20 protein-coding genes, 1 other RNA gene, 2 pseudogenes and 1 other annotated feature are annotated in these 26,402 nt (G+C 48.8%); of the genes and pseudogenes, 7 read left to right on the forward strand and 16 right to left on the reverse strand.

Features of this window, described 5'->3' with window-relative positions:
• Positions 1-2: 2 nt before the first annotated feature.
• The 5 genes from recR to tadA all read right to left on the reverse strand — a co-directional run bounded on the left by recR (position 3) and on the right by tadA (position 3,559).
• On the reverse strand, positions 3-602 hold the full coding sequence (gene recR / locus FD32_RS01855) for a recombination mediator RecR (protein ID WP_047769243.1): 600 nt from the start codon (positions 600-602) through the stop codon (positions 3-5).
• Between the two features lie 4 nt (positions 603-606).
• Complete coding sequence (locus tag FD32_RS01860; protein ID WP_047769241.1) at positions 607-915, reverse strand: YbaB/EbfC family nucleoid-associated protein; 309 nt, start codon at positions 913-915, stop codon at positions 607-609.
• 20 nt (positions 916-935) lie between these two features.
• Complete coding sequence (gene dnaX, locus FD32_RS01865; protein ID WP_047769234.1) at positions 936-2,759, reverse strand: DNA polymerase III subunit gamma/tau; 1,824 nt, start codon at positions 2,757-2,759, stop codon at positions 936-938.
• Positions 2,760-2,930: 171 nt separating this feature from the next.
• Positions 2,931-3,017: signal recognition particle sRNA small type (gene ffs / locus FD32_RS09710), an RNA gene on the reverse strand.
• A gap of 41 nt (positions 3,018-3,058) precedes the next feature.
• Positions 3,059-3,559, reverse strand: coding sequence for a tRNA adenosine(34) deaminase TadA (gene tadA / locus FD32_RS01870; RefSeq protein WP_047769231.1), 501 nt, complete (start codon positions 3,557-3,559; stop codon positions 3,059-3,061).
• 234 nt (positions 3,560-3,793) lie between these two features.
• Between tadA and nrdH the strand changes: the two genes are divergently transcribed.
• The 6 genes from nrdH to pgtP all read left to right on the forward strand — a co-directional run bounded on the left by nrdH (position 3,794) and on the right by pgtP (position 12,316).
• Positions 3,794-4,015: a glutaredoxin-like protein NrdH gene (gene nrdH, locus FD32_RS01875; RefSeq protein WP_047769229.1), complete on the forward strand. Its 222-nt coding sequence runs from the start codon at positions 3,794-3,796 to the stop codon at positions 4,013-4,015.
• 91 nt (positions 4,016-4,106) lie between these two features.
• Positions 4,107-6,278 (forward strand): class 1b ribonucleoside-diphosphate reductase subunit alpha, encoded by a 2,172-nt coding sequence (gene nrdE / locus FD32_RS01880; protein ID WP_047769227.1) that lies wholly within the window; start codon positions 4,107-4,109, stop codon positions 6,276-6,278.
• A gap of 89 nt (positions 6,279-6,367) precedes the next feature.
• On the forward strand, positions 6,368-7,387 hold the full coding sequence (gene nrdF / locus FD32_RS01885) for a class 1b ribonucleoside-diphosphate reductase subunit beta (RefSeq protein WP_047769226.1): 1,020 nt from the start codon (positions 6,368-6,370) through the stop codon (positions 7,385-7,387).
• A gap of 289 nt (positions 7,388-7,676) precedes the next feature.
• Entirely contained in the window at positions 7,677-10,316 is a 2,640-nt protein-coding gene (gene adhE / locus FD32_RS01890; RefSeq protein ID WP_047769224.1) for a bifunctional acetaldehyde-CoA/alcohol dehydrogenase, read from the forward strand.
• Between the two features lie 189 nt (positions 10,317-10,505).
• Positions 10,506-10,877: a large-conductance mechanosensitive channel protein MscL gene (gene mscL, locus FD32_RS01895; RefSeq protein ID WP_047769222.1), complete on the forward strand. Its 372-nt coding sequence runs from the start codon at positions 10,506-10,508 to the stop codon at positions 10,875-10,877.
• Positions 10,878-11,005: 128 nt separating this feature from the next.
• A complete protein-coding gene (pgtP, locus tag FD32_RS01900; protein WP_047769220.1) occupies positions 11,006-12,316 on the forward strand; it encodes a phosphoglycerate transporter protein PgtP in 1,311 nt (436 codons plus the stop codon).
• A gap of 85 nt (positions 12,317-12,401) precedes the next feature.
• On the opposite strand, the pseudogene FD32_RS01905 reads toward pgtP, so the two are convergent.
• The 4 genes and pseudogenes from FD32_RS01905 to FD32_RS01915 form a co-directional block, all read right to left on the reverse strand.
• A pseudogene (locus FD32_RS01905) lies at positions 12,402-13,305 on the reverse strand (metal ABC transporter solute-binding protein, Zn/Mn family).
• A gap of 345 nt (positions 13,306-13,650) precedes the next feature.
• Positions 13,651-13,875: pseudogene (locus tag FD32_RS09715) on the reverse strand (RNA-guided endonuclease InsQ/TnpB family protein); the annotation flags it as partial.
• Between the two features lie 60 nt (positions 13,876-13,935).
• Complete coding sequence (locus tag FD32_RS01910; RefSeq protein WP_047769218.1) at positions 13,936-15,156, reverse strand: NAD(P)/FAD-dependent oxidoreductase; 1,221 nt, start codon at positions 15,154-15,156, stop codon at positions 13,936-13,938.
• A gap of 15 nt (positions 15,157-15,171) precedes the next feature.
• Positions 15,172-16,074 carry a prenyltransferase gene (locus FD32_RS01915; protein WP_047769216.1) on the reverse strand — a complete coding sequence of 301 codons (903 nt, stop codon included), beginning with the start codon at positions 16,072-16,074 and terminating at the stop codon, positions 15,172-15,174.
• Positions 16,075-16,138: 64 nt separating this feature from the next.
• Here FD32_RS01915 and FD32_RS01920 point away from each other — a divergent pair, with 64 nt between their 5' ends.
• Complete coding sequence (locus tag FD32_RS01920) at positions 16,139-17,125, forward strand: polyprenyl synthetase family protein (protein WP_047769214.1); 987 nt, start codon at positions 16,139-16,141, stop codon at positions 17,123-17,125.
• 14 nt (positions 17,126-17,139) lie between these two features.
• Here FD32_RS01920 and cydC read toward each other — a convergent pair whose 3' ends face one another.
• The 7 genes from cydC to FD32_RS01955 form a co-directional block, all read right to left on the reverse strand.
• Positions 17,140-18,891 (reverse strand): thiol reductant ABC exporter subunit CydC, encoded by a 1,752-nt coding sequence (cydC, locus tag FD32_RS01925; RefSeq protein ID WP_047769212.1) that lies wholly within the window; start codon positions 18,889-18,891, stop codon positions 17,140-17,142.
• Positions 18,884-20,602, reverse strand: a complete 1,719-nt coding sequence (gene cydD / locus FD32_RS01930) for a thiol reductant ABC exporter subunit CydD (protein WP_047769210.1) — start codon at positions 20,600-20,602, stop codon at positions 18,884-18,886. The genes cydC and cydD overlap by 8 nt, the downstream gene beginning before the upstream one ends.
• Positions 20,602-21,618: a cytochrome d ubiquinol oxidase subunit II gene (gene cydB, locus FD32_RS01935; RefSeq protein WP_047769208.1), complete on the reverse strand. Its 1,017-nt coding sequence runs from the start codon at positions 21,616-21,618 to the stop codon at positions 20,602-20,604. The genes cydD and cydB overlap by 1 nt, the downstream gene beginning before the upstream one ends.
• The gene (locus FD32_RS01940) at positions 21,619-23,052 is read right to left on the reverse strand and encodes a cytochrome ubiquinol oxidase subunit I (RefSeq protein ID WP_056962092.1); all 1,434 of its coding nucleotides are present in this window, start codon (positions 23,050-23,052) and stop codon (positions 21,619-21,621) included. It lies immediately after the preceding gene.
• A 420-nt stretch (positions 23,053-23,472) separates the two neighbouring features.
• Positions 23,473-23,838, reverse strand: coding sequence for a 50S ribosomal protein L7/L12 (rplL, locus tag FD32_RS01945; protein WP_047769204.1), 366 nt, complete (start codon positions 23,836-23,838; stop codon positions 23,473-23,475).
• Positions 23,839-23,900: 62 nt separating this feature from the next.
• Entirely contained in the window at positions 23,901-24,401 is a 501-nt protein-coding gene (gene rplJ / locus FD32_RS01950) for a 50S ribosomal protein L10 (protein ID WP_047769202.1), read from the reverse strand.
• Between the two features lie 31 nt (positions 24,402-24,432).
• Positions 24,433-24,551, reverse strand: a sequence feature (ribosomal protein L10 leader region).
• A 47-nt stretch (positions 24,552-24,598) separates the two neighbouring features.
• Positions 24,599-26,362, reverse strand: coding sequence for an ABC transporter ATP-binding protein (locus FD32_RS01955; protein WP_056962093.1), 1,764 nt, complete (start codon positions 26,360-26,362; stop codon positions 24,599-24,601).
• Between the last annotated feature and the right edge of the window lie 40 nt (positions 26,363-26,402).

The following is a 26,402-nucleotide window of genomic DNA, read 5'->3' on the forward strand; positions in this document are numbered from 1 at the left end:
TCTCACATCTCCGTTCGTCCTTGAACTGCCTTGAAAAGGGTCATTTCGTCTGCATAGTCAATATCCGCGCCGACCGACAAGCCGTGGGCCAAACGGGTAACCTTGATCTTAGCGGGCTTGACCAGCTTTGCCAAGTAGCCGGCCGTCAGTTCGCCGTCCGAGGAGGCGTTGGTTGCAATGATGACTTCCTTGACCTCTTCATTCTTTTGCAGGCGCTTGATTAGGCTCGCAATATTAATATCCTCAGGCCCGGTACCCTCGACCGGAGAAATGACCCCGTGCAAGACATGGTACAAGCCATGGTACTCATGCATCCGCTCCATCGCCATCACGTCCTGTGACTGCTCAACAACGAGGATCTTAGTGCGGTCACGGGTCTTGTCCCGGCAGATTGGGCAGGGATCGTCCTCCGTAATGTTGCCACAGATACTGCAATCGTGCAGGTCACGTTTGGCGGCCAACAAGGACTTAGCGAAGTCGGTGACATCATCCTCTTCCATCCCCAGCGTATAAAATGCTAGGCGGGTAGCTGACTTTTGCCCAATACCAGGAAGCTTAGTATAACTTTCAATCAGTTTTGCTAGTGGTTCTGGGTACTGCATCTAGTTACATCCCCATGCCACGTGTGTACTTGCCCAGTTTTTGTTGGGTGGCGTCGTCAACCTTCTTCATCCCATCGTTAACGGCAGCAACTACCAGGTCCTGCAGCATATCGATGTCATCGGGGTCAACTGCTTCCTTGTTGATCTTCAGGTCGAGGAGTTGCTTATCACCATTGAAGGTGGCGATCACCATGTCGTCTGGCGCCTTGCCGACAAATTCTTGCTTGGCCAGTTCTTCGTGTTCCGCCATCATTTTCTTTTGCATGGCCTTAGCCTGCTTCATCATCTGTTGCATGTTCATTCCGCGCATCATAATTACATCATCCTTTACTATTAATTATCTTCTACTTTAACAATGTCTTCGCCAAATAGTTGTTGGGCCTTTGTGACCGGGTCTGCCGACGTGGCCGCCGATCCTGCATCACTTGGCGCCGGTTGGGCCGCTGGGGCCGCATCCGGTGCTTTAGCAGGAGCAGTATCTTGCTTGGCCGGAGCCTGACTCGGCGCTGACCCCCGCTTATCGAGACCATGCTCCTTAATGTATTCCCGCCGGATCGCTGGCCACTTGTCTTTAGGAACAAACACTACCCGGCGTTCCTCGCCAGTTAGCTCCTGGAGACCTTGCTCCATGCTCGTCAACAGGGCCTCGTCATCCATCGCCTGTTGGAAAAGGAAGGCGTAGTCAAAGGCAACGATTACCCCATTCTTACTTGCCGCGACTGGCTTAGAGACGTGCAAAAGCGACCGCTGGGGAACACTGAGCTTTGACAGTAGTTCTTGCCACAGGCCCTGAATCTCAACCAGATCCCGACGTGTGGCCTTCCCCAAGACGGGATTGATTGCGCTGAGCTTAACCTCAACATTATGCTGCTGAACCCGCGGTTGCTGGGGGGCTGCTTTGGTAACGACCGAACTCTTGGTATTCAACTCACTCTGCAGTTTCTTGACCGTTGCCTGAAGCTGGTGAACCTCGTCTTGAAGCTGAGAAACGGCTTGCTTATCAGCTTGGTCGCCGCCTGTGGATGGCACACTCGCCGTTTGCCTTGGCGGGGTCTGCTGGGTATTACCCTGGACACCAACCTGGGCGAGCTTAACCGTCAGAACTTCCAGGTAAACATCCGGGTGGGTGGTAAACCGCATCTCTTCTTGAATGCCATTCAGTTCGTCAATCATCTGGTAGAGGGCCGTTGCGGAGGCGGCGGCGCTCATCTTCTGGAAGTCCTCATCTTTCAGGCCAGTACTCTCAACCATGATCAGTTTGGGTGATTCCTGGTAGAGAAGGATGTCCCGGATAAAGGAGATTAGGTCCTCAATGAAGCGTTGGCCGTCCTTTCCCTGACCGAGAATATCCTTCATCGTATCTAAGGCAGCCGCGCTTTCGTGCCCACTGACTTCAAAGAAGTACTTTTCCAAGAGCTGCTTGGTAACACTCCCGGTGACCACTAAGGCGTCGTCAAGCTTTACCTGGTTATCGCTGAACGAAAGGACCTGGTCCAGGATACTGAGCGCATCCCGCATCCCCCCTTCGGCAGCGTTGGCAATCACCCATAAGGCCTTTTCCTCATAGTCAACCTGCTTTTGGTCCAGGATATACTTCATCCGGTTAAACGCGTCCTGCGCGGAAATCCGCCGAAAATCAAAACGCTGAACCCGGGAGATGATGGTTAAAGGAATCTTATGGGGTTCCGTCGTTGCCAGGATAAAGATCACATTTGCCGGTGGCTCTTCCAGGGTCTTAAGCAGGGCATTAAATGCCCCGGTTGACAGCATGTGGACTTCATCAATGATGTACACCTTATAATCCGCCTGGGTGGGGGCGTACTTGGCCTTATCACGAATGTCACGGATCTCCTCGACCCCGTTATTAGAGGCCGCATCGATTTCAATCACATCGTTGAGTTGGCCATTCGTGATTGCCTTACAGATATCACACTTGTTGCAGGGCTCACCGTCCTCTAGGTGGTGACAGTTAACCGCTTTTGCAAAAATTTTGGCGGCAGACGTCTTCCCTGTTCCCCGCGGTCCGGCAAACAGATAAGCATGACTGATCTGGTGGGTGATAATGGCATTCTTAAGGGTTTGCGTGACCACTTGCTGACCCACCAACTCATCAAAGCGCTGTGGACGCCAAACCCGGTACAGTGCTTGATAACTCATCACGGGGCTTCCTTTCTATATCGTACAAAGTCTAAAACATTACTTTAATATTATACTAGCTTTCTGCGCCATTGGACTATCAAAAAGGGGCCGTCCTAAAATTCATTAGTTACCGCCCCCCTGAATAAAAAGAAGCTGGAAAAAGTTTTTCCAGCTTCAGCTAATTATCATTCAAACTTAGAGCACAAGATGCAACAAACTTAGTGCTGCTTCCTTCCGGACCTGACACGGTTCGTAAGCGCGTCCTTGCTCTAAGGCCTTTCGGCATATAGTATATTACACTAAATCAGCGACAATTGCTAGTCTTTTACCCGACGTTTTTTGTGAGCCGCCTTGCGCTGTTTACGAATTGCCTGGAAAAAGTCACTGAGCATTTGCCCGCATTCCGCCCCCAAGAGGCCACTCTCAACGTTAACCTGGTGGTTGAGGCGGGAATCGTTAAGGAGGTGGTAAAGGCTATCCACAGCCCCCGCTTTTGGGTCCTTAGCACCGTAATAAAGGTTTTTGATCCGGCCATTGAGGATGGCCCCGCTACACATGATACAGGGTTCCAGCGTGACGTACAGGTCACAGTCTTCAAGACGCCAGCTATGCAGGTAAGCACACGCCTCAGTGATGGCTAGCATTTCCGCATGATAAGTCACATCTTGGAACCGTTCACGCATGTTGTGTCCGCGCCCAATCACTTTTCCGTCGTGGACAACGACTGCCCCAATCGGCACCTCGTCAAGTAATGCCGCCTGGTGGGCCTCTTCAATTGCCATTCGCATGTATTCTTTTTTTAAATTTTCTTCTTCCATCTTCTCCATCCTTCTGATTCAGTGTATAATTACTTCTTAGTTTAATAAAGTTTATCTAGCGATTAAGTAACCAGGCAAAAAGTTTCACGGTTCTTAATTCCCATTATTATTACCATATATTGTGTTTCACTACCTAGTGAATGGCAATATATGGTATTTTTGGATTGACTTTTCCTCATTTCTGACTATACTTAATAACATCAATAACGAATTAATTCTCTGGGAGGCACCACGATGATTACAATTTTCTCAAAGAATAACTGTATTCAGTGCAAGATGACCAAGAAGTTTTTGAAACAACATAAGATTAACTTCGTCGAGCACAACATTGATGAGCAGCCGGAATACATCGATCAATTGAAAGCGGCCGGCTTCATGGCAACGCCAGTCGTTAAGTTACCGAACGGCAGTGCTTTTTCTGGCTTCCGACCGGACCGGCTCCAACAGTTAGCATAATCGACGACGTTATTTTTAACCAGGCTGCATTCGCCAAACGACTGTTAGCCTGGTTTAATTTTGAAAAAAGACAGGAAAGTGAGTTTTAACCATGGCTTTATCTGACATCGACATCACTAAAGTTAAATACTACGACCTTAACAATGAGGTTAACATCCCCCGCGACGGGAAGATCCAACTAGATAAGGATCAAGAAGCCCTAGAAGACTTCATTAATAGCAACGTTAAGCCGAACACCAAGCATTTCCCTTCATTAAAGGAACGCTTTGAATGGCTGGAAGAAAACGACTATATCGAAGAAGGCTTCATGGATAAGTACAGTCTTTCTTTCATTGAAAAGCTGTATGACTACCTGAAGGACCAGGACTTCCACTTCCACTCCTTCATGGCAGCCTACAAATTCTATGCACAATACGCCATGCGGACCAACGATAAGGAATACTACCTAGAAAACTACATTGACCGGGTGGCCATGAACGCCCTGTACCTCGCCGATGGGGACGAAGACCTGGTCATGGACCTCGCCGATGAAATCATCCACCAGCGCTACCAACCGGCAACTCCCACCTTTTTAAATGTTGGGCGCAAGCGCCGGGGAGAATTCGTCTCCTGCTTTGCTATTCAAAGTACTGATGATATGAACACCATTGGGCGGGCCATCAATTCAGCCCTCCAGCTCTCTAAGATCGGCGGTGGGGTCGGCATTAACCTCAGCAACCTCCGTGAGGCGGGAGCCCCCATCAAGAAGATCAAGGGGGCGGCAAGCGGGGTTGTTCCGGTAATGAAGCTCCTGGAAGATAGTTTCTCATATTCTAACCAGCTCGGCCAGCGGCAAGGTGCCGGGGTCGTCTACCTGAGCGTCTTCCACCCCGACATCATCGCCTTTCTCGGTGCCAAGAAGGAAAACGCCGACGAAAAGATTCGGCTGAAGACCCTTTCGCTGGGGGTCACCGTTCCCGATAAGTTCTATGAACTAGTTGAAAAGGACGAGGATATGTACCTCTTCAGTCCATATGATGTGGAACGGGTTTACGGCGTTCCCTTCTCCTACGTCGATATTACCAAGGAATACGACAACATGGTCGCAAACGATGAGATCCACAAGAAGAAGCTCAACGCCCGCGACCTGGAAGATGAAATTAGTAAGCTCCAGCAGGAATCCGGGTACCCATACATCATCAACATCGATACTGAAAACCGTGACAACCCGATTGACGGGAAGATCGTAATGAGCAACCTCTGCTCAGAGATTGCCCAGGTCCAGGTCCCTTCCAAGGTTGCTGATGACCAATCCTACGAAACGCTGGGAACTGATATCAGTTGTAATCTTGGTTCCACCAACATTGCCAACATGATGGAAAGTCCCGACTTTGGCCGGTCCGTCCGGGCAATGATGCGCGGTTTAACCCATATCAGTGACGTTGAAAACCTCGACGTTGTGCCGAGCATCAAGCGGGGGAACGCCCTCGCCCACTCTGTCGGCTTAGGCGCTATGGGTCTACACAGTTACCTGGCTAAGCACCATATTCAATACGGCAGCCCCGTCGCAATTGAGTTTACGGGGGTCTACTTCATGCTATTGAACTACTGGTCACTCGTTGCCTCTAACGAGATCGCACGCGAACGGCAAGAAACTTTCCACAATTTTGACAAGAGTACCTATGCGGATGGCTCATACTTTGCCAAGTATACTTCAAAAGATTGGGGTCCCCAGTCCGACGTTGTTAAGGAGCTATTTAAGGGCATCTTTATTCCAGGAATCAAGGACTGGGAAAAGCTCAAGGAAGACGTTAAAAAAGACGGCCTCTACAACGAATACCGGCTCGCCGTTGCGCCAAACGGTTCGACTTCTTATATTAACGATTCAACTGCCAGTCTGACACCAATCATCAACCGAGTCGAGGAACGGCAAGAGAAGATGATTGGGAAAATCTACTACCCCGCACCGTACCTGTCTAACGATACAATGCCATACTACCAGTCAGCCTACGACATCGACATGCGGAAGGTAATTGACACTTACGCTGCTGCCCAGCAACACGTCGACCAGTCAATGTCATTGACCCTCTTCATGCGGTCGACGATTCCAGACGGCCTATACGAATGGAAAAACGGGCGCACCAATAAGATGACCACCCGTGACCTGAATATTCTTCGTCACTATGCATATCAGCATGGTATCAAGTCGATTTACTATATCCGAACATTTACGGATGACAATGATGAAATTGGTGCTAACCAATGTGAAAGTTGTGTTATTTGATTTTCAATAAAGAGACTGCTACAATTTTATTGCTATTACACGAATTATAGGGCGATTAATATTCTTGATTAAGGAGAACAGCTAGTTAAATGAAACTTGAAGAATTTAAACCATTAAGCAAATATAAGGCAATCAATTGGAATAAAGTTTCCGACATGATTGACAAGGCAACCTGGGAGAAGCTGACAGAGCAGTTCTGGCTTGATACTCGGATCCCCGTTTCCAACGATATGGACGACTGGCGGGCACTAGATGATGACCACCGCTGGACTGTTGGTCATGTCTTTGGGGGACTGACCCTGCTTGATACGGTCCAATCCGAAGCAGGACTGACCGCACTAAAGAATGACGTCCGGACCCCACACGAAACGGCGGTGCTGAACAATATCCAATTCATGGAATCGGTCCACGCCAAGAGTTACTCCACCATCTTCTCAACCTTGAACACTCCTGATGAAATCAACGAAATTTTCGACTGGTCTGATTCGGAAGAGTACCTGCAAAACAAGGCAACTAAGATTGCCAACATGTACCTGGACCCCGAAGAGGACCCGCTGAAGAAGAAGGTTGCTAACGTCTTTTTGGAAACTTTCCTCTTCTATTCTGGTTTCTACACCCCGCTTTACTACCTTGGCCATAACGAGCTAAACAACGTTGCTGAAATCATCAAGCTGATCTTGCGGGACGAATCCGTCCACGGAACCTACATTGGTTACAAGTTCCAACTTGGTCTCCGTGACCGGACCGAAAAGCAGCAACAGGACATGAAGGACTGGATGTACAACTTCCTCTACGATCTTTACGACAACGAAGAGAAGTACACCCACCTGCTCTATGACCAAATTGGCTGGACCGACGATGTCCTCGTATTTATCCGTTACAACGCCAACAAGGCCCTGATGAACCTCGGTCAGGACCCACTCTTCCCTGACACGGCTGCGGACGTTAACCCCGTCGTCATGAACGGGATCTCAACTTCCACCTCTAACCACGACTTCTTCAGTCAAGTGGGTAACGGTTACCGTTTAGGGGCGGTTGAAGCGATGAACGATGATGACTACCACATCATGGATCCTAACGCCGGTAAGGATAAAAACGCACGGGAATAAATAACTAAGGCAACTGGAATTTTCCGGTTGCTTTTTCATTTTAAAGTGTTGTGAATTGGTGATCACTATCATGTGTGCAAACGGTTGCTCAAATCACCGACTTAGCAAAATTTATACCAATCTTTTTTGCCGTCATTGCAAGCTTAATTTACCATATTTGTAAGCGAATTCATTGCTTTAAACCATTGTTAATCTTATCACAAACTCCTTGCAAGGTCTAAGAACATCCTGTATTATTAACCATGTTCAAAAGGTAACAAGCATTAAGCTATGAAGGAGAAACTTGATTATGGCAAATTCCAAGAAACACCAAATTGAGCCAAAAGAAACTGAACAAGACAAGCAACAGGCTGCCGAAGAACTGATCGGTGGCTTGGTTCGTAAGAGTCAAGCAGCTTTCGAGCAGTTGCGTAACTACACCCAGGAACAAGTCGACAACATCTGTCAGGCAATGGCCCTGGCCGCTGAAGAGCACCACATGGACCTGGCCGTAGACGCTGCTAACGAAACTGGCCGTGGTGTGGCCGAAGATAAGGCAATCAAGAACATCTACGCCAGTGAATACATTTGGAACAACATTCGTCATGACCACACCGTTGGTATTATCGAAGACAACGATGAGGACCAAACAATCACTATTGCCGATCCTCTCGGTATTATTGCCGGAGTGGTTCCCGTTACCAACCCTACTTCCACAACGATTTTTAAGTCCATTATCTCCGCAAAAACCCGGAACACCATTATCTTTTCGTTCCACCCACAGGCCTTTCAGTCATCCGTAAAGACCGCGAAAATTCTTCAGGCAGCTGCCGAAAAGGCCGGTGCCCCAAAGGACATGATTCAATGGATTCCACGGTGCAGTCGGGAAAATACTAACGCCCTGCTGCAAAATCCTAACATCGCCACTATCCTGGCTACTGGTGGTCCCGGCTTAGTCAAGGCTGCCTACAGTTCCGGTAACCCGGCATTAGGGGTGGGTCCTGGTAACGGCCCGGCCTACATTGAAAAGTCAGCTAACATTGAACGGTCCGTTTACGACATTGTCCTGTCCAAGACCTTCGATAACGGGATGATCTGTGCATCAGAAAACTCGGTTGTTGTTGACGACGAAATCTACGACCAGGTTAAGGAAGAGTTCAAGAAGTGGAACTGTTACTTCGTTAAGCCAGACGAAATGCAAACCTTCTCTGATGGCTTTATCGATCCCGAGCGTCACCAAGTCCGGGGCCCAATTGCCGGACGCTCGGCCAACGCCATTGCCGGCATGTGTGGCCTGAAGAACGTTCCTGACAACACCAAGGTCTTAATTGCCGAAATTGATGGTGTTGGTGACGACTACCCACTGTCCGCCGAAAAACTGTCCCCTGTTCTGACCATGTACCGGGCAAGCTCCCGTGAAAACGCCTTTGATATCTGCCGACAACTCCTTCACTACGGTGGTGAAGGTCACACCGCCGCCATCCACACCCTGGATGATGACCTGGCAACCAAGTACGGGCTCGAAATGCGGGCTTCCCGGATCATCGTTAACTCCCCATCCGGAATTGGTGGAATTGGGAACATCTACAACAACATGACCCCATCACTGACCTTAGGGACTGGTTCTTACGGTGGTAACTCGGTTTCCCACAACGTTACCGACTGGGACCTCTTAAACATCAAGATAATCGCCAAGCGGCGTGAAAACCGTCAATGGGTCAAGATTCCCCCAAAAGTCTACTTTCAGCGGAATTCGCTAAAAGAATTGCGCGATATTCCAAACATTAACCGGGCCTTTATCGTTACCGGTCCTGGAATGAGCAAGCGGGGCTATGTTCAACGGGTTATTGACCAACTCCGGTTGCGGCAAAACGAAACCCCATTCTTGGTCTTCGATGACGTTGAAGAAGACCCATCAACTAACACGGTTGAAAAAGGGGTCGCAATGATGAACGACTTCAAACCGGACACCATTATCGCCCTTGGTGGGGGGTCACCGATGGACGCTGCCAAGACAATGTGGATGTTCTATGAACACCCCGAGACTTCCTGGTACGGTGTAATGCAGAAGTACCTTGATATCCGGAAGCGGGCTTACCAAATCAAGAAGCCAGAAAAGTCTCAACTGATTGGGATTCCAACCACTTCCGGAACGGGTTCTGAAGTCACCCCATTTGCGGTCATCACCGACTCCAAGACTCACGTCAAGTACCCACTGGCAGATTACGCATTAACACCGAACATCGCCATCGTTGACTCCCAATTTGTGGAAACTGTTCCAGCTAAGACAACCGCCTACACCGGTCTGGATGTTCTCTGCCACGCCACTGAATCCTATGTTTCCGTAATGGCAACCGACTACACACGTGGTTGGTCATTGCAAACCATCAAGGGGGCAATGGAATACCTGCCGAAATCCGTTAAGGGTGATAAGTTAGCCCGGCGGAAGATGCACGACTTCTCCACGATGGCCGGAATGGCGTTTGGTCAAGCCTTCCTAGGAATTACGCACTCCCTGGCCCACAAGATGGGTGGTGCCTTTGGCCTTCCTCACGGTCTCTTGATTGCCATTGCAATGCCACAGGTTATTCGTTTCAACGCCCAACGGCCACAAAAACTAGCTCTTTGGCCACACTACGAAACGTACCACGCAACGAAGGACTACGCTGATATTGCCCGCTTCATCGGTCTCCAAGGCAAGAATGATGAAGAATTGGCAGATGCATACGCCCAAAAGTACATTGACGTTGCCCATGAATGTGGCGTTACCCTGAGTCTGAAGGCCAATGGAGTTACTCGGGAGGAATTCGACAAGGTTGTTGACCAACTTGCTGTCCTCGCATATGAAGACCAATGTACAACCACTAACCCCGTTGAACCACTCGTTAGCCAGCTCAAAGAACTCCTTGAACGCTGCTACGAAGGCACTGGGGTTGAAGATAACAACTAGCTTTTAACCAATTTAATTCACCTAATATCAACCAATCCAAGAAGTGATGGTGGTGCCCATTTGTTGAACACCACCATCACTTCTTATTGCTTAAAATTTCTTAAATCTCAATAATCAACTGTAGTCACTAGTCTGATTCTATTGATAAAATAATAATAATACGAAAGATAGTTAAAAAGGAGGCTCATTATGCTCAAGGAATTTAAAGACTTTATTGCTCGCGGGAACGTTGTTGACATGGCTGTCGGGATCATTGTTGGGGCAGCATTTACTGCCATCGTTAATTCCCTGGTCAACAACCTGATTAACCCCCTGATTGGTCTTTTTATCGGGAAAATTGACCTTTCAAACCTCGTCTTAACCGTTGGCGACGCCCAGTTTAAATACGGCTTGTTCTTAAACGCCGTCATTAACTTTATCATCATCGCCTTCGTTGTCTTCCTGCTGGTTAAATTTATCAACCACTTCCACAAGAAGGAAGAAAAGCCGGCTGCACCAAGTCCCGAAGTTCAATACCTCAAGGAAATTGCGGAGACGTTAAAGAAACAGACAGATGAATGACCACTAACCAGAATTAATGGTTGATAAGGGCTCCCCCCATGGAAGCCCTTTATTTTTTGTCCTTAATTAAGGTAAACAGTAGTAGTACAATTAATGCTGAATAATTTATCAGTAAGGAGCAGTTATATATGGACAAGAGTAAAATCGACGCCACCTATCGTCGCTTGCGCCTGCAAGTCTTTATCGGCATTTTTGTTGGTTACGCCGGTTACTACCTATTAAGAAATAACTTTTCAATCGCCATCCCCGGATTAATCAAGGAAGGCTTCTCAAAGGGGCAGTTAGGATTGGCTCTCTCCGCCGTTTCCCTCGCCTACGGAATTAGTAAGTTCGTAATGGGGATTGTTTCCGACAAGAGCGATGCCCGAATTTTCCTTCCCCTTGGTCTGCTGCTGGTTTCTCTGACTAACCTGGCCTTCGGTTTCATCCCCGCGCTAACTAGTAACATCACGGCCATGTTCGTCATCTTGTTTATCATTGGTTGGTTTCAGGGGATGGGCTGGCCCCCATGTGGCCGGATCTTGGTTCACTGGTTTTCCCTTAACGAGCGGGGTGGTAAGACCGCCCTCTGGAACACGGCACACAATGTCGGCGGTGGTTTAATGGCACCCCTGGCTAACTGGGGGATTGTCCTGATTGCGGCAAGTTCTTTCGGTATCAAGAGTTTCAACGGGGCCTTCATTATCCCCGCCATTGCCGGAATCGTAATTGCCGTTATCGCCTTTATCCTGATGCGTAACAGTCCTGAATCGGTCGGCTTGCCACCAATCGAGGAGTACCGTAATGACTACCCCAACAAGAGTCACCAGCTCAACGAACACAACTTTACCACCAAGGAGCTCTTGTTCAAGCACGTCCTCAATAACAAGTGGGTTTGGGTTATCGCCTGTGCCAATATCTTCGTCTACCTTGTCCGTTACGGGGTGGAGAACTGGGTCCCAACCTACCTGACCGAGGTGAAGGGAATCACCCTGGGTAGCGCCAGTGCCTCCTACCTCTGGTACGAATTGGCCGGAATTCCCGGCACCCTGCTGGCCGGTTGGGTTTCCGACCACGTCTTTCACGGCCGGCGGGGTCCGGCCAGTTTCTGCTACATGGTCCTGGTAACCGTCTTCCTTGTGGTTTACATGTCGGCTAACAGCCTAGCAGTGATCAACGCCGCCCTGGTGGCGATTGGCTTTCTAATCTACGGCCCAGTCATGTTGGTCGGCCTGCAAGCCCTTGACCTGGTTCCAAAGAAGGCCGCCGGGACTGCTGCCGGGTTAACTGGTCTCTTTGGTTACTTCTTCGGGTCCTTCTCCGCCAACGCTGTCCTTGGCTGGGTCGTTGACATGGCCGGCTGGCACATGGGCTTTGTCTTGATCCTGCTTGCCAGCATCGTCGCCTGCCTGATCTTCTTGACGACCTGGAACGTCCGCGGACAAGAAGCCGTTAAATAAAGTAAATGAACTTAAGACAAAAGATCTCTAGTGTGTGAACATACACCGGGGACCTTTACTTTCGATTTGTGCCACAATTTCTCTTTTAGTTATTCTCTTTTTGAATTTTGGATAGTTCCTGGTACTGGTTCATCATCCATTCAGTATAAGTCATCTTCTGACTAGGTTTAGTTTCAGTCACCTTTAGTACGGGAACGTCGTTTTTCTTTGCCAAGGCAACTAAGTTTTTGACGACCCGGTCACTCGCCTGGGTATTATCAACAAAGAAAGCAATCTGATGCTTCCGAATTGCCTGCTGAAGCTGGTGAATATCCTTTGGCGAAGGATCTGTACCGTCCTCAACCGCCTTTTCAAAGTGCTTATCCATGACTTGGTATCCCATGCTCTCTAAAGCATAGTCGAAAACCGGTTCACTTACCGCAACTTCCTTTTTCTGTGGGTTAACCTGCTGCTTATCCTTAGCGATTTGTTGATCTAGGGGCTTGAGGGAAGCAATATACCGGTGCGCATTAGCGCGATACTCCTTAGCATGGTCAGGATCGATCTTACTATATTGACTGGCTAATGCGTTCGCTAATTGCTTGACGGTTGTCGGCCGGTACCATAAGTGTTCATTATCGCCATTTTTCTTGCCGACTACCTTACCGACATTTACAACCTTAGCGTCTTGGTTGCCGCTAGATTTGACCAGCTTATTCATCCAGTTATCATAACCAACACCGTTTTCGATTACAACATTGCTCTTGGTAACTTCCTCCGCCTGCTTAGCGCCTGGCTGGTAATCATGGGGATCAACCGCTGAACTGTTAAATAAAAGATGTTACTTGACCATGCTGGCCAGCGACCTGCTTAGCAACTTCGCCATAAAAGTTCAGCCCGGTTACCACCCGAATTGGTCGTTCACTGTTAGCAGATACTAAATTGCCCCACCCACAAACGAAGCAGACCACTGCTGCAATACTAATAAATATCTTTTGTAATTTACCCATAAAATACTCCTTTCATTAATCGTAATGATTACGATTAATGAAGTGAAATTTTACACGCTGGCGATTTAATGTCAATATGTTTTAGAATTGGTGCTCAATAAATTTACGACAAAAAAGGCAATAAAAAAGTAAAGCACCTATAACAAAATTAATTATTACAGATGCTTTACATCGATCAGTTAAATTAACGCCGGGCCATTGCCTCGTCGTAATTCTTAGTGCCAACGTGAACTACTTGACCATTAATGACCGAGCTTCTGGGAACATGGAGTAGTACTTAGGATATTATACCTGTATTCAAGATACCTAACTTACAGGACTCCACTCTATTACCATGGCTAGTCCCTAGCCGATAGCTTTTAATCCATAATGTAAGATATTAACTGCCGCATTAATATCGCGATCGTGATGGGTACCACAGCTTTGGCACGTCCATTCATGAATTTGTAACGGCTTTGGCCCGCTATGGTAACCACAGTGGCTACAAATTTGACTGGTATAGTTTGGTTTAACCACCACTAAACGTTTACCATACCAGGCACATTTATATGCCAACATAGTCCGATTCTGCTTAAAAAGGAACACCGCCGTTTGAGGCGATGTCCTTACTAGCTTAACAGGTATTCAATTCTAGTGGTAAAGGTCAAAGCGGCCCTTGGCAAAGAGCTCCTTAAAGCCCCCTAATTCCATCAGTGACTTGTTCATGATCATCTTCTTGAGGACCGAAGCAGGATAGCCCTTGAAGGAATGACCACTAGCCTCCCCGAAGGCCCGTGTGTTACCGACTGAGGCCACTGTTCCCAGTGACTTGTAGGTGTAAGCCCCTGGCCGGCTGGTTCCCTTTACACGGGCGGCAATATCCTTGGCAACGTAATTAGCCATCGACAAGGCAATCTGCGCCGTGGTTGGGTACGGGCGCTTACCATCGGGCGGCATTACTGCCGCAACGTCCCCAACCATGTAGAGCTTATCGTCTTGGGGGGCGGTCAAGTGACCACTGTCCATCACCCGGCCCCGCCGTTGCTGGAGTCCAGATTCGGCCACCACTGGACTACCGCTGACCCCGGTCGTCCAAATAATGGTGTTCCCCTTAATTTCGTGCAGGGGAGCTCCGTCTTCATCATTGGCCCCCTTATAAAGGACGGTTCCTGGCTTGATTTCTTGAATCAGGGCCTCCGTAATAACGTTGATGTCGAGCTTCTTCAACAGGTTAACACCATATTCGGCCAGGTCGTCGTTAAACATTGGCAACAGGCGCTTAGAAGCATCAATAATATCAATCGTTACCTTGTCAGGGGTCACCCCGGCGAGCTTGGCAAAACGTGGGCGAGCATCAGCCAGCGCCCCTGCCAGTTCGATTCCCGTGAAACCGGCACCGCAGATGACGATCTTCAGGTCGGCCGGGTTTTGACTCTGTTGATAATCCTTCATCCGGTCAATGATGTGGGCATGGATTGCTTCGGCTTCCTTAACGCTGGTCATCGGCAGGCTGTTTTCTTCGGCCCCCTTGATGCCAAAGGTTTCGGATACAAAGCCTAACGCAAAGACACAATAATCATACTTAAGTGGCTGGTGGTGCGCTAATTCAACCGTCTTTTCTGCTTCGTTGACCTTTTCAACATGGTCCAACAGTAAAGTTGTCATCTTTGGATCTAAGACATCCGTAATTGGGAAAGTGATCTTGCTAGCCGAGAGGTTTCCTGATGCCACTTCATGTAAATCAGTAGCCTCGTAGTGGTATGAATTCTCGTCGACCAGGGTGATCTCCACCTCACCTCGACACTGCTTTTGCAACTCAACGACTGTCTTTAGGCCAGCATATCCGGCCCCCAATACAACTACCTTCTTCATCGTTTCTCCTCCATTCTACAAAAGTATGCCAACCCAGTACGTTAATAGCTGGGCGACCGATCCGACTAAAAGTATTTTAACACCACAGATAAAGGTTTCGCGCTTAATCTGCTTGTGAACAAGTAACTTGTTCTGGTGATAAGTAAAAGGTACAATAACAAGTGACAAAATAACTGTCCATGGGGCAATCTTCAGTAAAGAAGAAGCAACAATCACTAAGAAAACGATAACATTTTTAGCACTAAACGCAATCAAAGCATTCCGCTTACCAATAAAATGGACGATTGTTTTACGGTGATTATCCTCATCCTCTTGCGCATCACAGATGTTATTGGCTAACATAAGGTTAGAAATCCACAGTTCATCTGGTAGGGCAATAACGAAGACCCGCCATAAGGTTGCCCAGTTCCACTGAAACTGTTGGTAAGCATTGAGGTAGACACTTAAGAGGACAATCATGAAGCCCATCGTAAAGCCCGATGCTAATTCACCAAATGGTAAGTTAGAAATGGGGTGGGGTCCCGAGGAATACAGGATCCCGATGGCAAAGCAAAAGATACCCATCCATAGCACCGGCCACCCAGCCAGGTAAACCAGAGAGAGGCCAAGCAGGGCCGCGGTTGCCGTGAAGATGACGAGCAGGCCTAATACCAGGTGGGGAGATAAATTTTCCCGACCGATGATATTGGTCTTTTGCTTGTAGTTCTGTTGGTCAACCGCGTGGTTATAGTCATTGTAGTTATCAAGCATATCAACTGCCATGTTAAATAGGAACATCGCTACAAAGAAGATAAGTGCTAAAAGCCAGTTGATAGAATGAAAATAATACAGGATAAATCCCATCCCCAAGAGGAAGGGGACGACGCTTGCCGTCTTGGCTTTGATTTCGACAAGCTCTAAAAATACATTTAGTGACACCAAATCACATCCTTTCGGTATAATTATAACTAAAGCATTTTTGATTAAAAGGAAAATTATTACGATGAAAAATAGATGGCAACATTACCCACTAATCAGCACACAGCTCCAGGCAGTCAATGACTGCATCCACCAGCGGATTGTCTGCAATAATCCGTCCCTTCAAGCGGCCCTTTTGGCAATGGCCGACAACGGCGGCAAGTACCTCCGCCCCGCCCTCCTGTTGTTAACAGCCCGGGCATGCAATCCACAAAGTAGTGAGCATGATGACCGCTTAGTGAAGGTCGCCGCGTCAATTGAAATTCTTCATATGGCGACCCTAATCCACGATGACATCATTGATGACTCGCCGAAGAGACGGGGCGCGGTCAGCATCCAGACCCGCTTTGGGAAGGATACCGCCGTCTATGCCGGTGACCTACTTTTCACAGTCTTCTTTGACCTCCTGATTGAGACAATGCCGGGGTCTAGCTACCTCACCACCAACGCCCGCAGTATGCGCCAAATTTTAAACGGTGAGCTGGGACAGACGGGGCAGCGGTTCAATACCCGGCAGGGGCTCAAGGACTACCTTAAGAACGTCAACGGTAAAACCGCCGCCCTCTTCCGCTTGGCCGCCCGGGAAGGCGCCCACTTCGGTGGTGGGGACGAACATTTGACCGGGCCCGCCGCAAAATTTGGTCAAAACCTGGGCATTGCCTTTCAAATGCTCGACGATATTCTCGACTATACCGGCGGACAGGGACTGAATAAGCCAGTCCTTGAAGACCTCACTACCGGTGTCTACTCCCTGCCCCTCCTTTTTGCCCTTCAACAGTCAGGTACGGCTGCCCAGTTGGGCCCGCTACTGGCTAAAAAAAGACAAATGACCCTCGCTGACATGCAGAGGGTCCAAGAAATTGTCATTGCGTCAGATGCAGTCAAGGCTAGTCGCCAACTAGCGGGGCGGTTTACCAATAAGGCAATCGAGAACCTTACTAAGCTACCTGATAACCGAGCCCGCCGCTTTCTTCACCAGATGGCAAACCAATTACTAAAACGTACCATGTAAAAGCCAGTTAGGGATTATAATCCCTGATCGGCTTTTTTTAGTTCACGGTAACGGGCATTGTTAGCCCACAGTTCGGCCGGCTTACCGTGCATCTCAAGCTGACCGTCTTCAATAAAGACAACCTGGTCAAAGCGCTCAATTCCCTGGAGGTGGTGGGTAATCCAGATCAGGTTTTTCCCCGCTAGCTGGTTCAGGATCGTATCAATAACCGCCTGCTCCGTGATGGGGTCCAGGCCAACGGTTGGCTCGTCAAGGAGGACGATGGGCGTATCCTTGAGCAAGATTCGCGCCAGGGCCAGCCGGTGACGTTCACCACCGGAGAAGCGAAGGCCGGCCTCATCAACCTTCGTTTCGATACCGTGGGGGAGGGCCTTAACCATCTCCGCGAGGCCGACCCGCTTGAGGACGTCCCAGACCTGGTCATCACTAGCCTCTTCGTTACCAAGGCGGATGTTATTTGCAACTGTCGTGTTAAAGAGGTATGGCTGCTGGTTGATAACCCCAATGTATCCGGCAATGTGGTCACCAAACTGACTGGTGGCAACACCATTTAGCGTTACGGCACCGCTAGTCGGGACCCGGTCACCCCGCAAAAGCGCCGCGAGAGTACTCTTCCCCGCACCACTCTTCCCCAGGATGGCCAGTTTCTCACCCGGCTTAATTGTTAGGTCAATCCCGCGTAGCACGGGCCGCTTAGTGTGGGGGTACGTGTAATGGAGGTCTTTGACCCGGATTTCGTACGGCCCCGCCAGTTGGGGAACGTTTGTCGTGGGAACTGATTGCCCAGCGTTCAACCCGTTCAAGCGGACAAGCGACTTAGTGTAGACATTGGTCTCCTGGGCCGCCGCCGGAAGGGGGGCAAACGCGTCAATGAGGGGAAAGACTGCCAAGACAAAGGCCGCAATCCAGTTTGCCGGGCCACCTGGTTGACCCCCAAAGCGGGCCGCTCCCCAAAAGAGCAGGCTGACCGCCATCAAGAGGACCAGCATCTGAACGAGAAAGTCACGCAGTCGTTCAAAGCGGTGCATGGCCTTTTCGGTTGCCAGCACCTGGAGCTCATTTTCGTCATGAAGCTGTAAGTATTCCTTACCCCGACCAGCAAGGACCCAGTCACCAACCCCCAAGACATTATCAGTAAGGTTGACGTAGAGGTCATCCTTGACCTGTTTTTCGTATTCCTGTCGGGCCCCGTTCACCAGGACCGACCACAGGGGGATGGCAATTATCATCAAAGCAAACACCAGGAGCATCCACAAGCCCATTAGGGGAGAAAGAATCCCCAGGGCGATGACGATGATGGCAAACAGGCCCCAAGCGACCAGCATTGGGAAGATCGTCCGCAGGTAGAAGTTTTGGATATGGTGGACGTCATCGGATAACAGCCCCAAGATATCACCTAACTGGTACTTGCTGTTAAAGATGGTGGCGTCCTCTTCCAGGCTGTCGTAAAGCTTCTGGCGAAGGCGCGAGGTCATCTTAAGAACCCAGTTGTGGCTGACCAGCCGTTCAACGTAGCGAAAGGCCGGGCGGGCAATCCCAAATGCCCGGGTCAGAACAATTGGCACGTAGACGAGAAGGATGTTTTCCGGGTGGGTTGCCGACTTACTAATCAAAAAACCAGCACAAAACATCAGTCCCCCACCACAGATAAAGGTGATGATCCCTAAAGAAATCGCCAGGATTAGCGTCTTACGGTAGTGGTGCAGGTACGGCCGCACCCACCGGTCGTGCTTGAGGGCCCTTAAGAGTGGTACTTTTTTAAACATTTTCCTTTTCACCTCGCATTTCGTTCATCAGCCGGGCAAAGTAGCCCTTCTTCTCCTGGAGCTTATCAAAGGTCCCCTGCTCCACCAGCTCACCATGGTTCATCACCAGGATATAGTCCATCTGCTTCATCCAGTGCAGACGGTGGGTCGCAAAGAAGACTAACCGGTGTTCCATCAGCGGCAGCATCCGCTTTTTCAGGTCCATCTCGGTCTCAATATCCAGGTGGGCGGTTGGCTCATCAAAAATCATGACCCGGCGCTTTTTATCCAGGAAGGCCCGGGCAAGCGCAATTCGCTGTGCCTGACCTCCAGAAAGCACCCGTTTCCCGTTACCAATCACGGTGTCAAGTCCTTCTGGTAAGTCGGCTAAAAGATCATCCAAGCCGACAACATGGATGGCATGACGGACCGCATCGTCACTAACGTCCGGTGTGTAAAAGGCGATATTGTCCCGCAGGGTAGCCGTAAAGACATACGGGTTCTGGGGAATGTAGAGGAGCTGCTGCTTCCACTCCGGGATGTCCAGCGTTGGCGCCGCCTGTCCCTGAACAGTCACCGTCCCCCCTGTCGGCGTTAAGAAACCACTGAGGAGGTTAATCAAGGTCGTCTTGCCGGCCCCACTCATCCCAATGATCCCCACCTTCTGGTAGCCCTGAATGGCAAGAGAGAAGGGCTTAATCGTTGTTCCATTGGGGTAGCGGAATTGGAGGTTGTCAACCGTTAACTTGTCCTCAGCCGTCCACGGATGAAGGGACAGGTCGACCGTCTTTTCAGCGGGGTTCGTGATTAGCTGGTGAATCTTCTTAAAGGCGTTCTTACCGTTTAAAGTGGCGTGAAAGTCCCCCGCAAAGTTACGGATCGGCAGGAAGTATTCAGGCGCTAAAATCAGGACCGCCAAAGCCGGGAACAGGTTGATGGTCCCGTTAATCAGGCCAAAACCGAGGTAAACGGCAATTACGGCAATTGAAAGAGTCGTAAAAAAGTCCAGGGCAAAGGTAGACAGCATTGCCACCTTGAGGACCCGCATTGTCCGTCCCCGGAACAGCTCACTAGAGCGGAAAATACTCTTGGAGTACCGCTTACTGAGACCCAAGTACTTCAAGGTATCAATTCCCCGCAAGGAATCAATGAAGTTGTTGGACAGCTTCTGAAAGTTACCAAACTGCTTTTCCGCCCGGGCCTGAGCGGCGTGCCCAAGGATAATCATGAACAGTACAATCAGGGGGTACATAATCAACAGGATAAGGGCAGACTTCCAATCTAGAAAGGCCGCGGCAATCAGAGCCAAAACGGGAACAATCATCATGGTAATGACCTTTGAGAAAGTCAATTTGACGTATTCGCGAACCTCGCTAATTCCGTCCACCACCATGGTGATCATACTTCCCGTCCCCTGCTTTTGCACCAGGGCGGGCACCATCACAAACAGCTTCTTTAAAAGTCGCTTGCGGAGGCTTTGGGCTGTTTTTCCGGCATAGTCATCCAGCCAGCGGTTACTTAACCAGGCCAATAACTGGCGGCCCGTAAAGCAAGCCGCAAATGCCAATAGCATCAAGTAGTTCAAGGTGTGGCCAGCCCATAAACGGGTAATGACCGCACTGAGGGCGAGCGCCTGACCAATAATTAAAAAGGCCTGCAGAACATCAAGTCCCGCAAGCCTTTTACTGATTGATTTAGCTCCCGCGAGTTGAAATAGCTCTCGATCAATCATTAATTAGCCTCCCCAACTTTAGGCATCTCAATCCGTTTCCGGAAAATCCAGTATGCCCAAATTGTGTAAGCCAGTACACAAGGTACCAGAATAACTGTCGCAATCGTCATCACAATCAAAGTGTAGTTGGATGAGGATGCGCTTTGGATAACAAGATCAAATTTCGCACTGATTGAAGAAATCATTACCCGTGGGAAGAGGCCACAGAAGATTAAGGCAACCAGTGATACCAGGGTCAAACCACTTGCTGCAAATGCGTACCCCTGCTTATTCTTGAAGGTCGAAACGTGGGCCCAAACAGAGAAGCCAACGATCAGGACCAGGCAAAGCAAGGTTGCAACGGGGTGAACCTTGATAAAGTCGGTTTGGAAGAGCAGCAGTAAGGCAAAGACCACTTCACCAACATAGAGGACCCAGTAAAGGGCCTGGGCAAAGTTCTGTGCCCGCTCAGAAACGGGGCCCTTGGTCTTTAAGGTGATGTAGTTTAAACCGTGCAGGTAAGTCAACAGGGCCAGGGCAATTCCACCGACAATTGAGAACCAGTTGAAGTAGTCAAAGAAGTGGGCGTGAATGTTACCAGCAGCGTCAATTGGCATCCCCTTAATCATTGAGATAAACATTACCCCAAATAGGAATGGTACTAAGAAGCTGCAGAAGGCCAGGATCCGGTCCCAAACCGGCTTCTTTTCATCCGAACTCTTAGCACGAAATTCAAATGAGACCCCCCGCAAAATCAGGCCAACCAGGATGAACAAAAGGATCAAGTAGTAGCCAGAGAAGAGGGTTGCGTACCAGTATGGGAAGGAGGCAAACATTGCTCCCCCGGCGGTAATCAACCAAACTTCGTTACCGTCCCATACCGGGCCGATTGTTCTAATGATTTGGCTCTTTTCACCTTCGTTGTGGGCAAGTGTGCCAACAGCCATCCCTACTCCGTAGTCAAATCCATCCAGGAAGAAGAAGCCGGAGAACAGGACACCAATTAACAAGAACCATAGTGCTTGTAGAAATGACATTTAGAAGGCCCCCTTTGCAAATGGATCAGTTGCTTTCTTGTCAGCCTGGGCGGCGTCCCATTCAACCGGATCGTTATGCAGGAAGCGGACGATCAGGGCAATCAGGACAATTGCCAAGCTGGTGAACAATACAAAGTAAATGATATTTGACGTCAGTAGTGAAGCAACAGAAACGTTTGGCGATACACTTTGCTTGATGGTGAACAGGCCATAAACTGTCCATGGTGCCCGCCCAAATTCGGTAATGAACCAACCAGCGGTGTTAGCCAGGAATGGTGAGAAGGTAAGAATGGCCATTACCCATAATATCCACCGGTGATTGTAAAGTGTCTCCTTGCCGCGCCTCGTCATTACCAGACCGACAATTGAAACGAGGGCAAGTAGTGCAGCAAATCCACACATTACCCGGAAGCTCCAGAACAAGGTGTTAACTGGAACGTAGTAGTTCATCTTTTGCCCATCAATGTGGGTGCCGTACTTCTTTTCTAATTGAGCGTTAACTTCTTCCATCCCGGTTACTGAACCAGAAGCCTTGTGGTAAGAAAGCACACTCAGCATTACCGGAATCTCAACCTTACCATTGACCTGGTGGGTCTTTGGATTAGCAATTCCAACTACCGTCCACGGTGCCGGACTCTTGGTTGTCTTGTAAACCGCTTCGGTAGCGGCAAACTTCATTGGCTGTTCCTTAATCAGGTATTGCATCTGCATATCCCCAGCAGTAATGGAACCGAGGGAGAAGATCAGCATTAACCAGAGGCCAACCCGCATTGTCTTGTGGTAAATCTGTTTATTTTCATCGGATATTGCCCGCTTCTTCAACAGTTGGAAGGCCGCCAGACCGGTGATGATGGTTGCACCTGTTAACAGGGCCCCCATCAGGACGTGGCTGAGTTCAAAGAGCAGTTGTGGGTTAGACAGCAGGGCCCCAAAGTTAACCATTTCGGCCCGGCCGTTACGAATTGCAAAGCCCACTGGGTGTTGCATAAACGAGTTCGCCGTCAAGATCCACAGGGCACTCGTAACCGTCCCAAACACGATCATCCAGATAAAGAATAAGTGCAAGCCCTTCTTAACCCGGTCCCAGGTAAATACCCACAGACCGATGAAGGTCGATTCAATAAAGAATGATAGCAACGCTTCAAAGGCCAGTGGTGCCCCGAAGATATCACCCATGAACCGTGAATAATCAGACCAGTTCATCCCAAATTGGAATTCCTGAATCAGTCCAGTTACAACCCCAACAGCAAAACTTAGCATGAAGATATTACCCCAGAACTTAGTCATTTTCTTATATGACGGGTTCTTGGTGCGGTAATACATTGTTTCCATGACTGCGACAACGAAGACCGTCCCGATTGAAAACGGAACGAAGAAAAAGTGAAAGACCGTCGTCATCGCAAACTGGAACCGCGCTAAATTAACAATATCCATTGTTAATCCCCTCCAGTAAACAAATAGCTTATCACATGTTTAACAATAATTGCTTATTACATTTTAAGTGTACAACTCATAGCGCTTTCTTTCAAGCAAGATTAAAATATTTATATCGGATTTTTTTATTTTCTGAACGGCCAACTTGCTATTCTTAAACATACTGCTAAGTAAGTGTTTATATTGGTGATTATTATTAGTCACATTTGGCTTGAATAATAATGATTTTTAAATAGCACGTTATAAACGAATCACCGCTTTATGCCATTTAACGGGTGATCATTTTTTTACTAAACATGACTCCCTTATGACCTAACAAGCAGTCCCCACAAGGGTTTACATCTTTTTTAGATTATTTTTAAACAACAAAAAAGGCTAGCGATTACTCGCCAACCTTTTTTGATTAAATTTATGAAGCGACTACTTAAGGGTAACAGTAGCACCAGCGGCTTCAAGCTTTTCCTTGATGTCGTTAGCTTCGTCTTCCTTAACGTCTTCCTTGATAGCTGAAGGAGCACCGTCAACCAGGTCCTTAGCATCCTTCAGGCCGACACCAGTGATGTCCTTAACAGCCTTGATAACCTTAACCTTAGCTTGACCAGCTTCAGTCAGTTCAACAGTGAAGCTGTCCTTAGCAGCAGCGTCACCGCCAGCAGCACCGGCAGCAGCTACTGGAGCAGCAGCAGAAACGTCGAATTCGTCTTCGATTGCCTTAACAAGATCGTTAAGGTCAGAAATTGATGCTTCCTTTAATGAAGCAATGATAGCATCCTTATCAAAAGCCATGTTTATTTCCTCCAATATTTAGGTAATTAATTTTGATGTGGTATTGAACCGATATACGGTAATTATGCCGCTTCGTCTTCCTTGTCGGCAACGGCCTTGACTGCACGGGCAATCTTCCGCATTGGATCTTGCAATGCAGATGCCAGCATGGACAGCAGGTCTTCGCGACTTGGCATCGTAGCGTATTCGTTGATTTCGTCGAGCGTCTTAACAGACTTTTCGATGAAGCCACCCTTAATTTCAAGAGCGTCGTGGTCGTCAGCGAACTTCTTCAGAATCTTAGCTGGGGCAATTGGGTCTTCGTTAGAGAAGGCAACAGCAGTTGGGCCAACAAAAGTACTCCGCAGATCTTCGTAATCAGTGCCTTCAACAGCCCGGTCAAGGATCTTGTTCTTAATAACGGACATCTTGACACCGGCGTCGCGAAGTTGCTTACGTAAGTCAGTAACTTCGGCAACCGTTAAGCCACGGTAGTCAACAACGATGGCTGATTCAGCGTCGTCAATCAAATCAACAGTTTGCTTAACGATTTCAGCCTTCTTTGCAATAGCTGCTTCACTCATGAATTTCACCTCCTGCAATGTATTTTTGATCGGATTTATAAAAAAATCCCTATGACCGCAGACATAGAGAAGGAATTTACATTTCTTCCTCGGCAGGTACGAATTAAGGCTTAATGCCACCTGAGTCTTAGGCAGAGTCATATTTAATCAACTATGAAAGTTTAACATGCCGCCCCCTCATCTGTAAAGGGATTTTCTCAATTTTCTTCCTCCTGGAGACGAACTAACTTGGCATAGTAACCATTCTGGGCCATCAACTCACTGTGCCGGCCCCGCTCGACAATTTCCCCGTCGCGGAGCACCAGGATCTTATCGGCGTCCCGGATAGTTGACAGGCGGTGGGCAATGGCAATTGTGGTTTGCTGACTACTCATTTTGTTGATGCTGGTGGTTATCATCTTTTCGGTGTGGGAATCAATATGGGCAGTAGCCTCATCAAGGATTAAAACTAACGGGTGGCGGGCCATTACCCGGGCAAAGGCAATTAGTTGCCGCTGACCAGCCGACAGGTTACTTCCCCCTTCACTCAGGAGGGTTTCGTACTTTCTGGGCAATCGGTTTATAAAACTAGCTGCGTTGACAACCCGAGCCGCGTCCTTAATATTAGCCTGGTCCTGCTCGTCACTGTACATCCCAATATTATGGGCAACCGTCCCGTAAAAGATGACCGGGTCCTGAACGACCAGGCCCAGCCGGTGGCGTAGTTCTTTCAATGGATAGTGACGAATATCCACCCCATCAATCAGGATCTGCCCCTCCTGAAAGTCATAAAAGCGCATCAGTAGGTTAATAATCGAGCTCTTGCCACTTCCCGTATGGCCAACCAGGGCCACCGTTTGTCCTGGTAAGACGGTAAAGGAAATATCCTTCAGCACCGGTTTGGCAGGGTCATAGCCAAAAGTGACATGACGAAACTCAATCTTGCCGTCCGTGATTTTAAGCGGGCGGGCGTCCTGGCGTGGTTGACTGGAGGGCCGGTCTAGGAGGTTAAAGATCCGGCTCCCGGCAACAATTCCCTCTTGGAAGGTTGCTAAGTTCTCCATCACACTAGTCAGGGGGTTGAAGAAGTTCTGCTGGTAGGCGATGAATGCGTACACTACCCCCGCAGCTACCATTGCCCGCTCACTATGCCAGCCAAAATAGCCCAGTGTTGCGGTTTCCGCCAGGATGAACATTAAGCTGACCACCGGATACAGCAGAAAAGAGTCAAAGTTAATCAAGCGGTTCCGGAAGCTGAAGTAGCGATGGTTCTCATGATTGAAGCCACTCGCCAGTCGCCTTTGCTGGCCAAATTGCTGGATAACTTCAATCCCCGTCAGCGCGTCGTTAAGGCGGGTGTTAAGCCTGCTCAATGATGCGCGGACCCGTTGATACACTGGAACACTGAGGCGCTGGTAACAATAAACCAGGATAATGATAACCGCCAGTAACCCCAAAGTGGTCCAAGCCAGTACCGGACTGACCGCCATCATTGCGATAAAGGCGGCAATTAGACCGGTTAGTGCCACCACCAGGTTTAGAATCAGGTTCCAAAAATTGTACAGTGTCTTGGTGTCGTTCGTAACCCGGGAGACAATTTCACCAACGGGGGTCTCATCAAAGAACTTCATCCCCAAAAAGTAGACATGGCGAATTAGCCGGTCCCGTAAACTTTCGAGTGTTCGTTCGGCCCCCACCGCAAAGCTGTAGGCCTGAATAAATTGGAGGAGGGCCCGGATCACCGTTAAAACGCCATATATTCCTGTAAACAAGATGATCCACTTTAATAATACCGGCCCGTGGCGCAGGTAGTGGTCAATGTAGTACTGAATCAACCGTGGTAGTAAAAGGTTAACGATGCTAAGGGCCACCGCCATTACAATTGCTAAGGTAAACTGCCACCAAAAGGGCCGGGCAGCATGGAAAATCCGGCGTAGTATTTTTCCCTGCTGCCGGTGGGTTAATTGCTTCTTTTTATCCATTTAAATCCTCCTCCAACCGTTGACGCCGTAACTGCTCTTG

It is taken from the genome of Limosilactobacillus panis DSM 6035 (assembly GCF_001435935.1).
GTDB lineage: Bacteria > Bacillota > Bacilli > Lactobacillales > Lactobacillaceae > Limosilactobacillus > Limosilactobacillus panis.

What these genes read in the sequence shown, in the direction of transcription:
- nrdF (WP_047769226.1), top strand. Translation starts at nt 6,368, where the DNA reads ATGAAACTTGAAGAATTTAAACCATTAAGCAAATATAAGGCAATCAAT.
- nrdE (WP_047769227.1), top strand. Translation starts at nt 4,107, where the DNA reads ATGGCTTTATCTGACATCGACATCACTAAAGTTAAATACTACGACCTT.
- pgtP (WP_047769220.1), top strand. Translation starts at nt 11,006, where the DNA reads ATGGACAAGAGTAAAATCGACGCCACCTATCGTCGCTTGCGCCTGCAA.
- cydC (WP_047769212.1), bottom strand. Translation starts at nt 18,891, where the DNA reads ATGTTTAAAAAAGTACCACTCTTAAGGGCCCTCAAGCACGACCGGTGG.
- FD32_RS01955 (WP_056962093.1), bottom strand. Translation starts at nt 26,362, where the DNA reads ATGGATAAAAAGAAGCAATTAACCCACCGGCAGCAGGGAAAAATACTA.
- recR (WP_047769243.1), bottom strand. Translation starts at nt 602, where the DNA reads ATGCAGTACCCAGAACCACTAGCAAAACTGATTGAAAGTTATACTAAG.
- rplL (WP_047769204.1), bottom strand. Translation starts at nt 23,838, where the DNA reads ATGGCTTTTGATAAGGATGCTATCATTGCTTCATTAAAGGAAGCATCA.
- dnaX (WP_047769234.1), bottom strand. Translation starts at nt 2,759, where the DNA reads ATGAGTTATCAAGCACTGTACCGGGTTTGGCGTCCACAGCGCTTTGAT.
- tadA (WP_047769231.1), bottom strand. Translation starts at nt 3,559, where the DNA reads ATGGAAGAAGAAAATTTAAAAAAAGAATACATGCGAATGGCAATTGAA.
- cydD (WP_047769210.1), bottom strand. Translation starts at nt 20,602, where the DNA reads ATGATTGATCGAGAGCTATTTCAACTCGCGGGAGCTAAATCAATCAGT.
- FD32_RS01860 (WP_047769241.1), bottom strand. Translation starts at nt 915, where the DNA reads ATGATGCGCGGAATGAACATGCAACAGATGATGAAGCAGGCTAAGGCC.
- rplJ (WP_047769202.1), bottom strand. Translation starts at nt 24,401, where the DNA reads ATGAGTGAAGCAGCTATTGCAAAGAAGGCTGAAATCGTTAAGCAAACT.
- nrdH (WP_047769229.1), top strand. Translation starts at nt 3,794, where the DNA reads ATGATTACAATTTTCTCAAAGAATAACTGTATTCAGTGCAAGATGACC.
- FD32_RS01910 (WP_047769218.1), bottom strand. Translation starts at nt 15,156, where the DNA reads ATGAAGAAGGTAGTTGTATTGGGGGCCGGATATGCTGGCCTAAAGACA.
- FD32_RS01940 (WP_056962092.1), bottom strand. Translation starts at nt 23,052, where the DNA reads ATGGATATTGTTAATTTAGCGCGGTTCCAGTTTGCGATGACGACGGTC.
- FD32_RS01920 (WP_047769214.1), top strand. Translation starts at nt 16,139, where the DNA reads ATGAAAAATAGATGGCAACATTACCCACTAATCAGCACACAGCTCCAG.
- adhE (WP_047769224.1), top strand. Translation starts at nt 7,677, where the DNA reads ATGGCAAATTCCAAGAAACACCAAATTGAGCCAAAAGAAACTGAACAA.
- mscL (WP_047769222.1), top strand. Translation starts at nt 10,506, where the DNA reads ATGCTCAAGGAATTTAAAGACTTTATTGCTCGCGGGAACGTTGTTGAC.
- cydB (WP_047769208.1), bottom strand. Translation starts at nt 21,618, where the DNA reads ATGTCATTTCTACAAGCACTATGGTTCTTGTTAATTGGTGTCCTGTTC.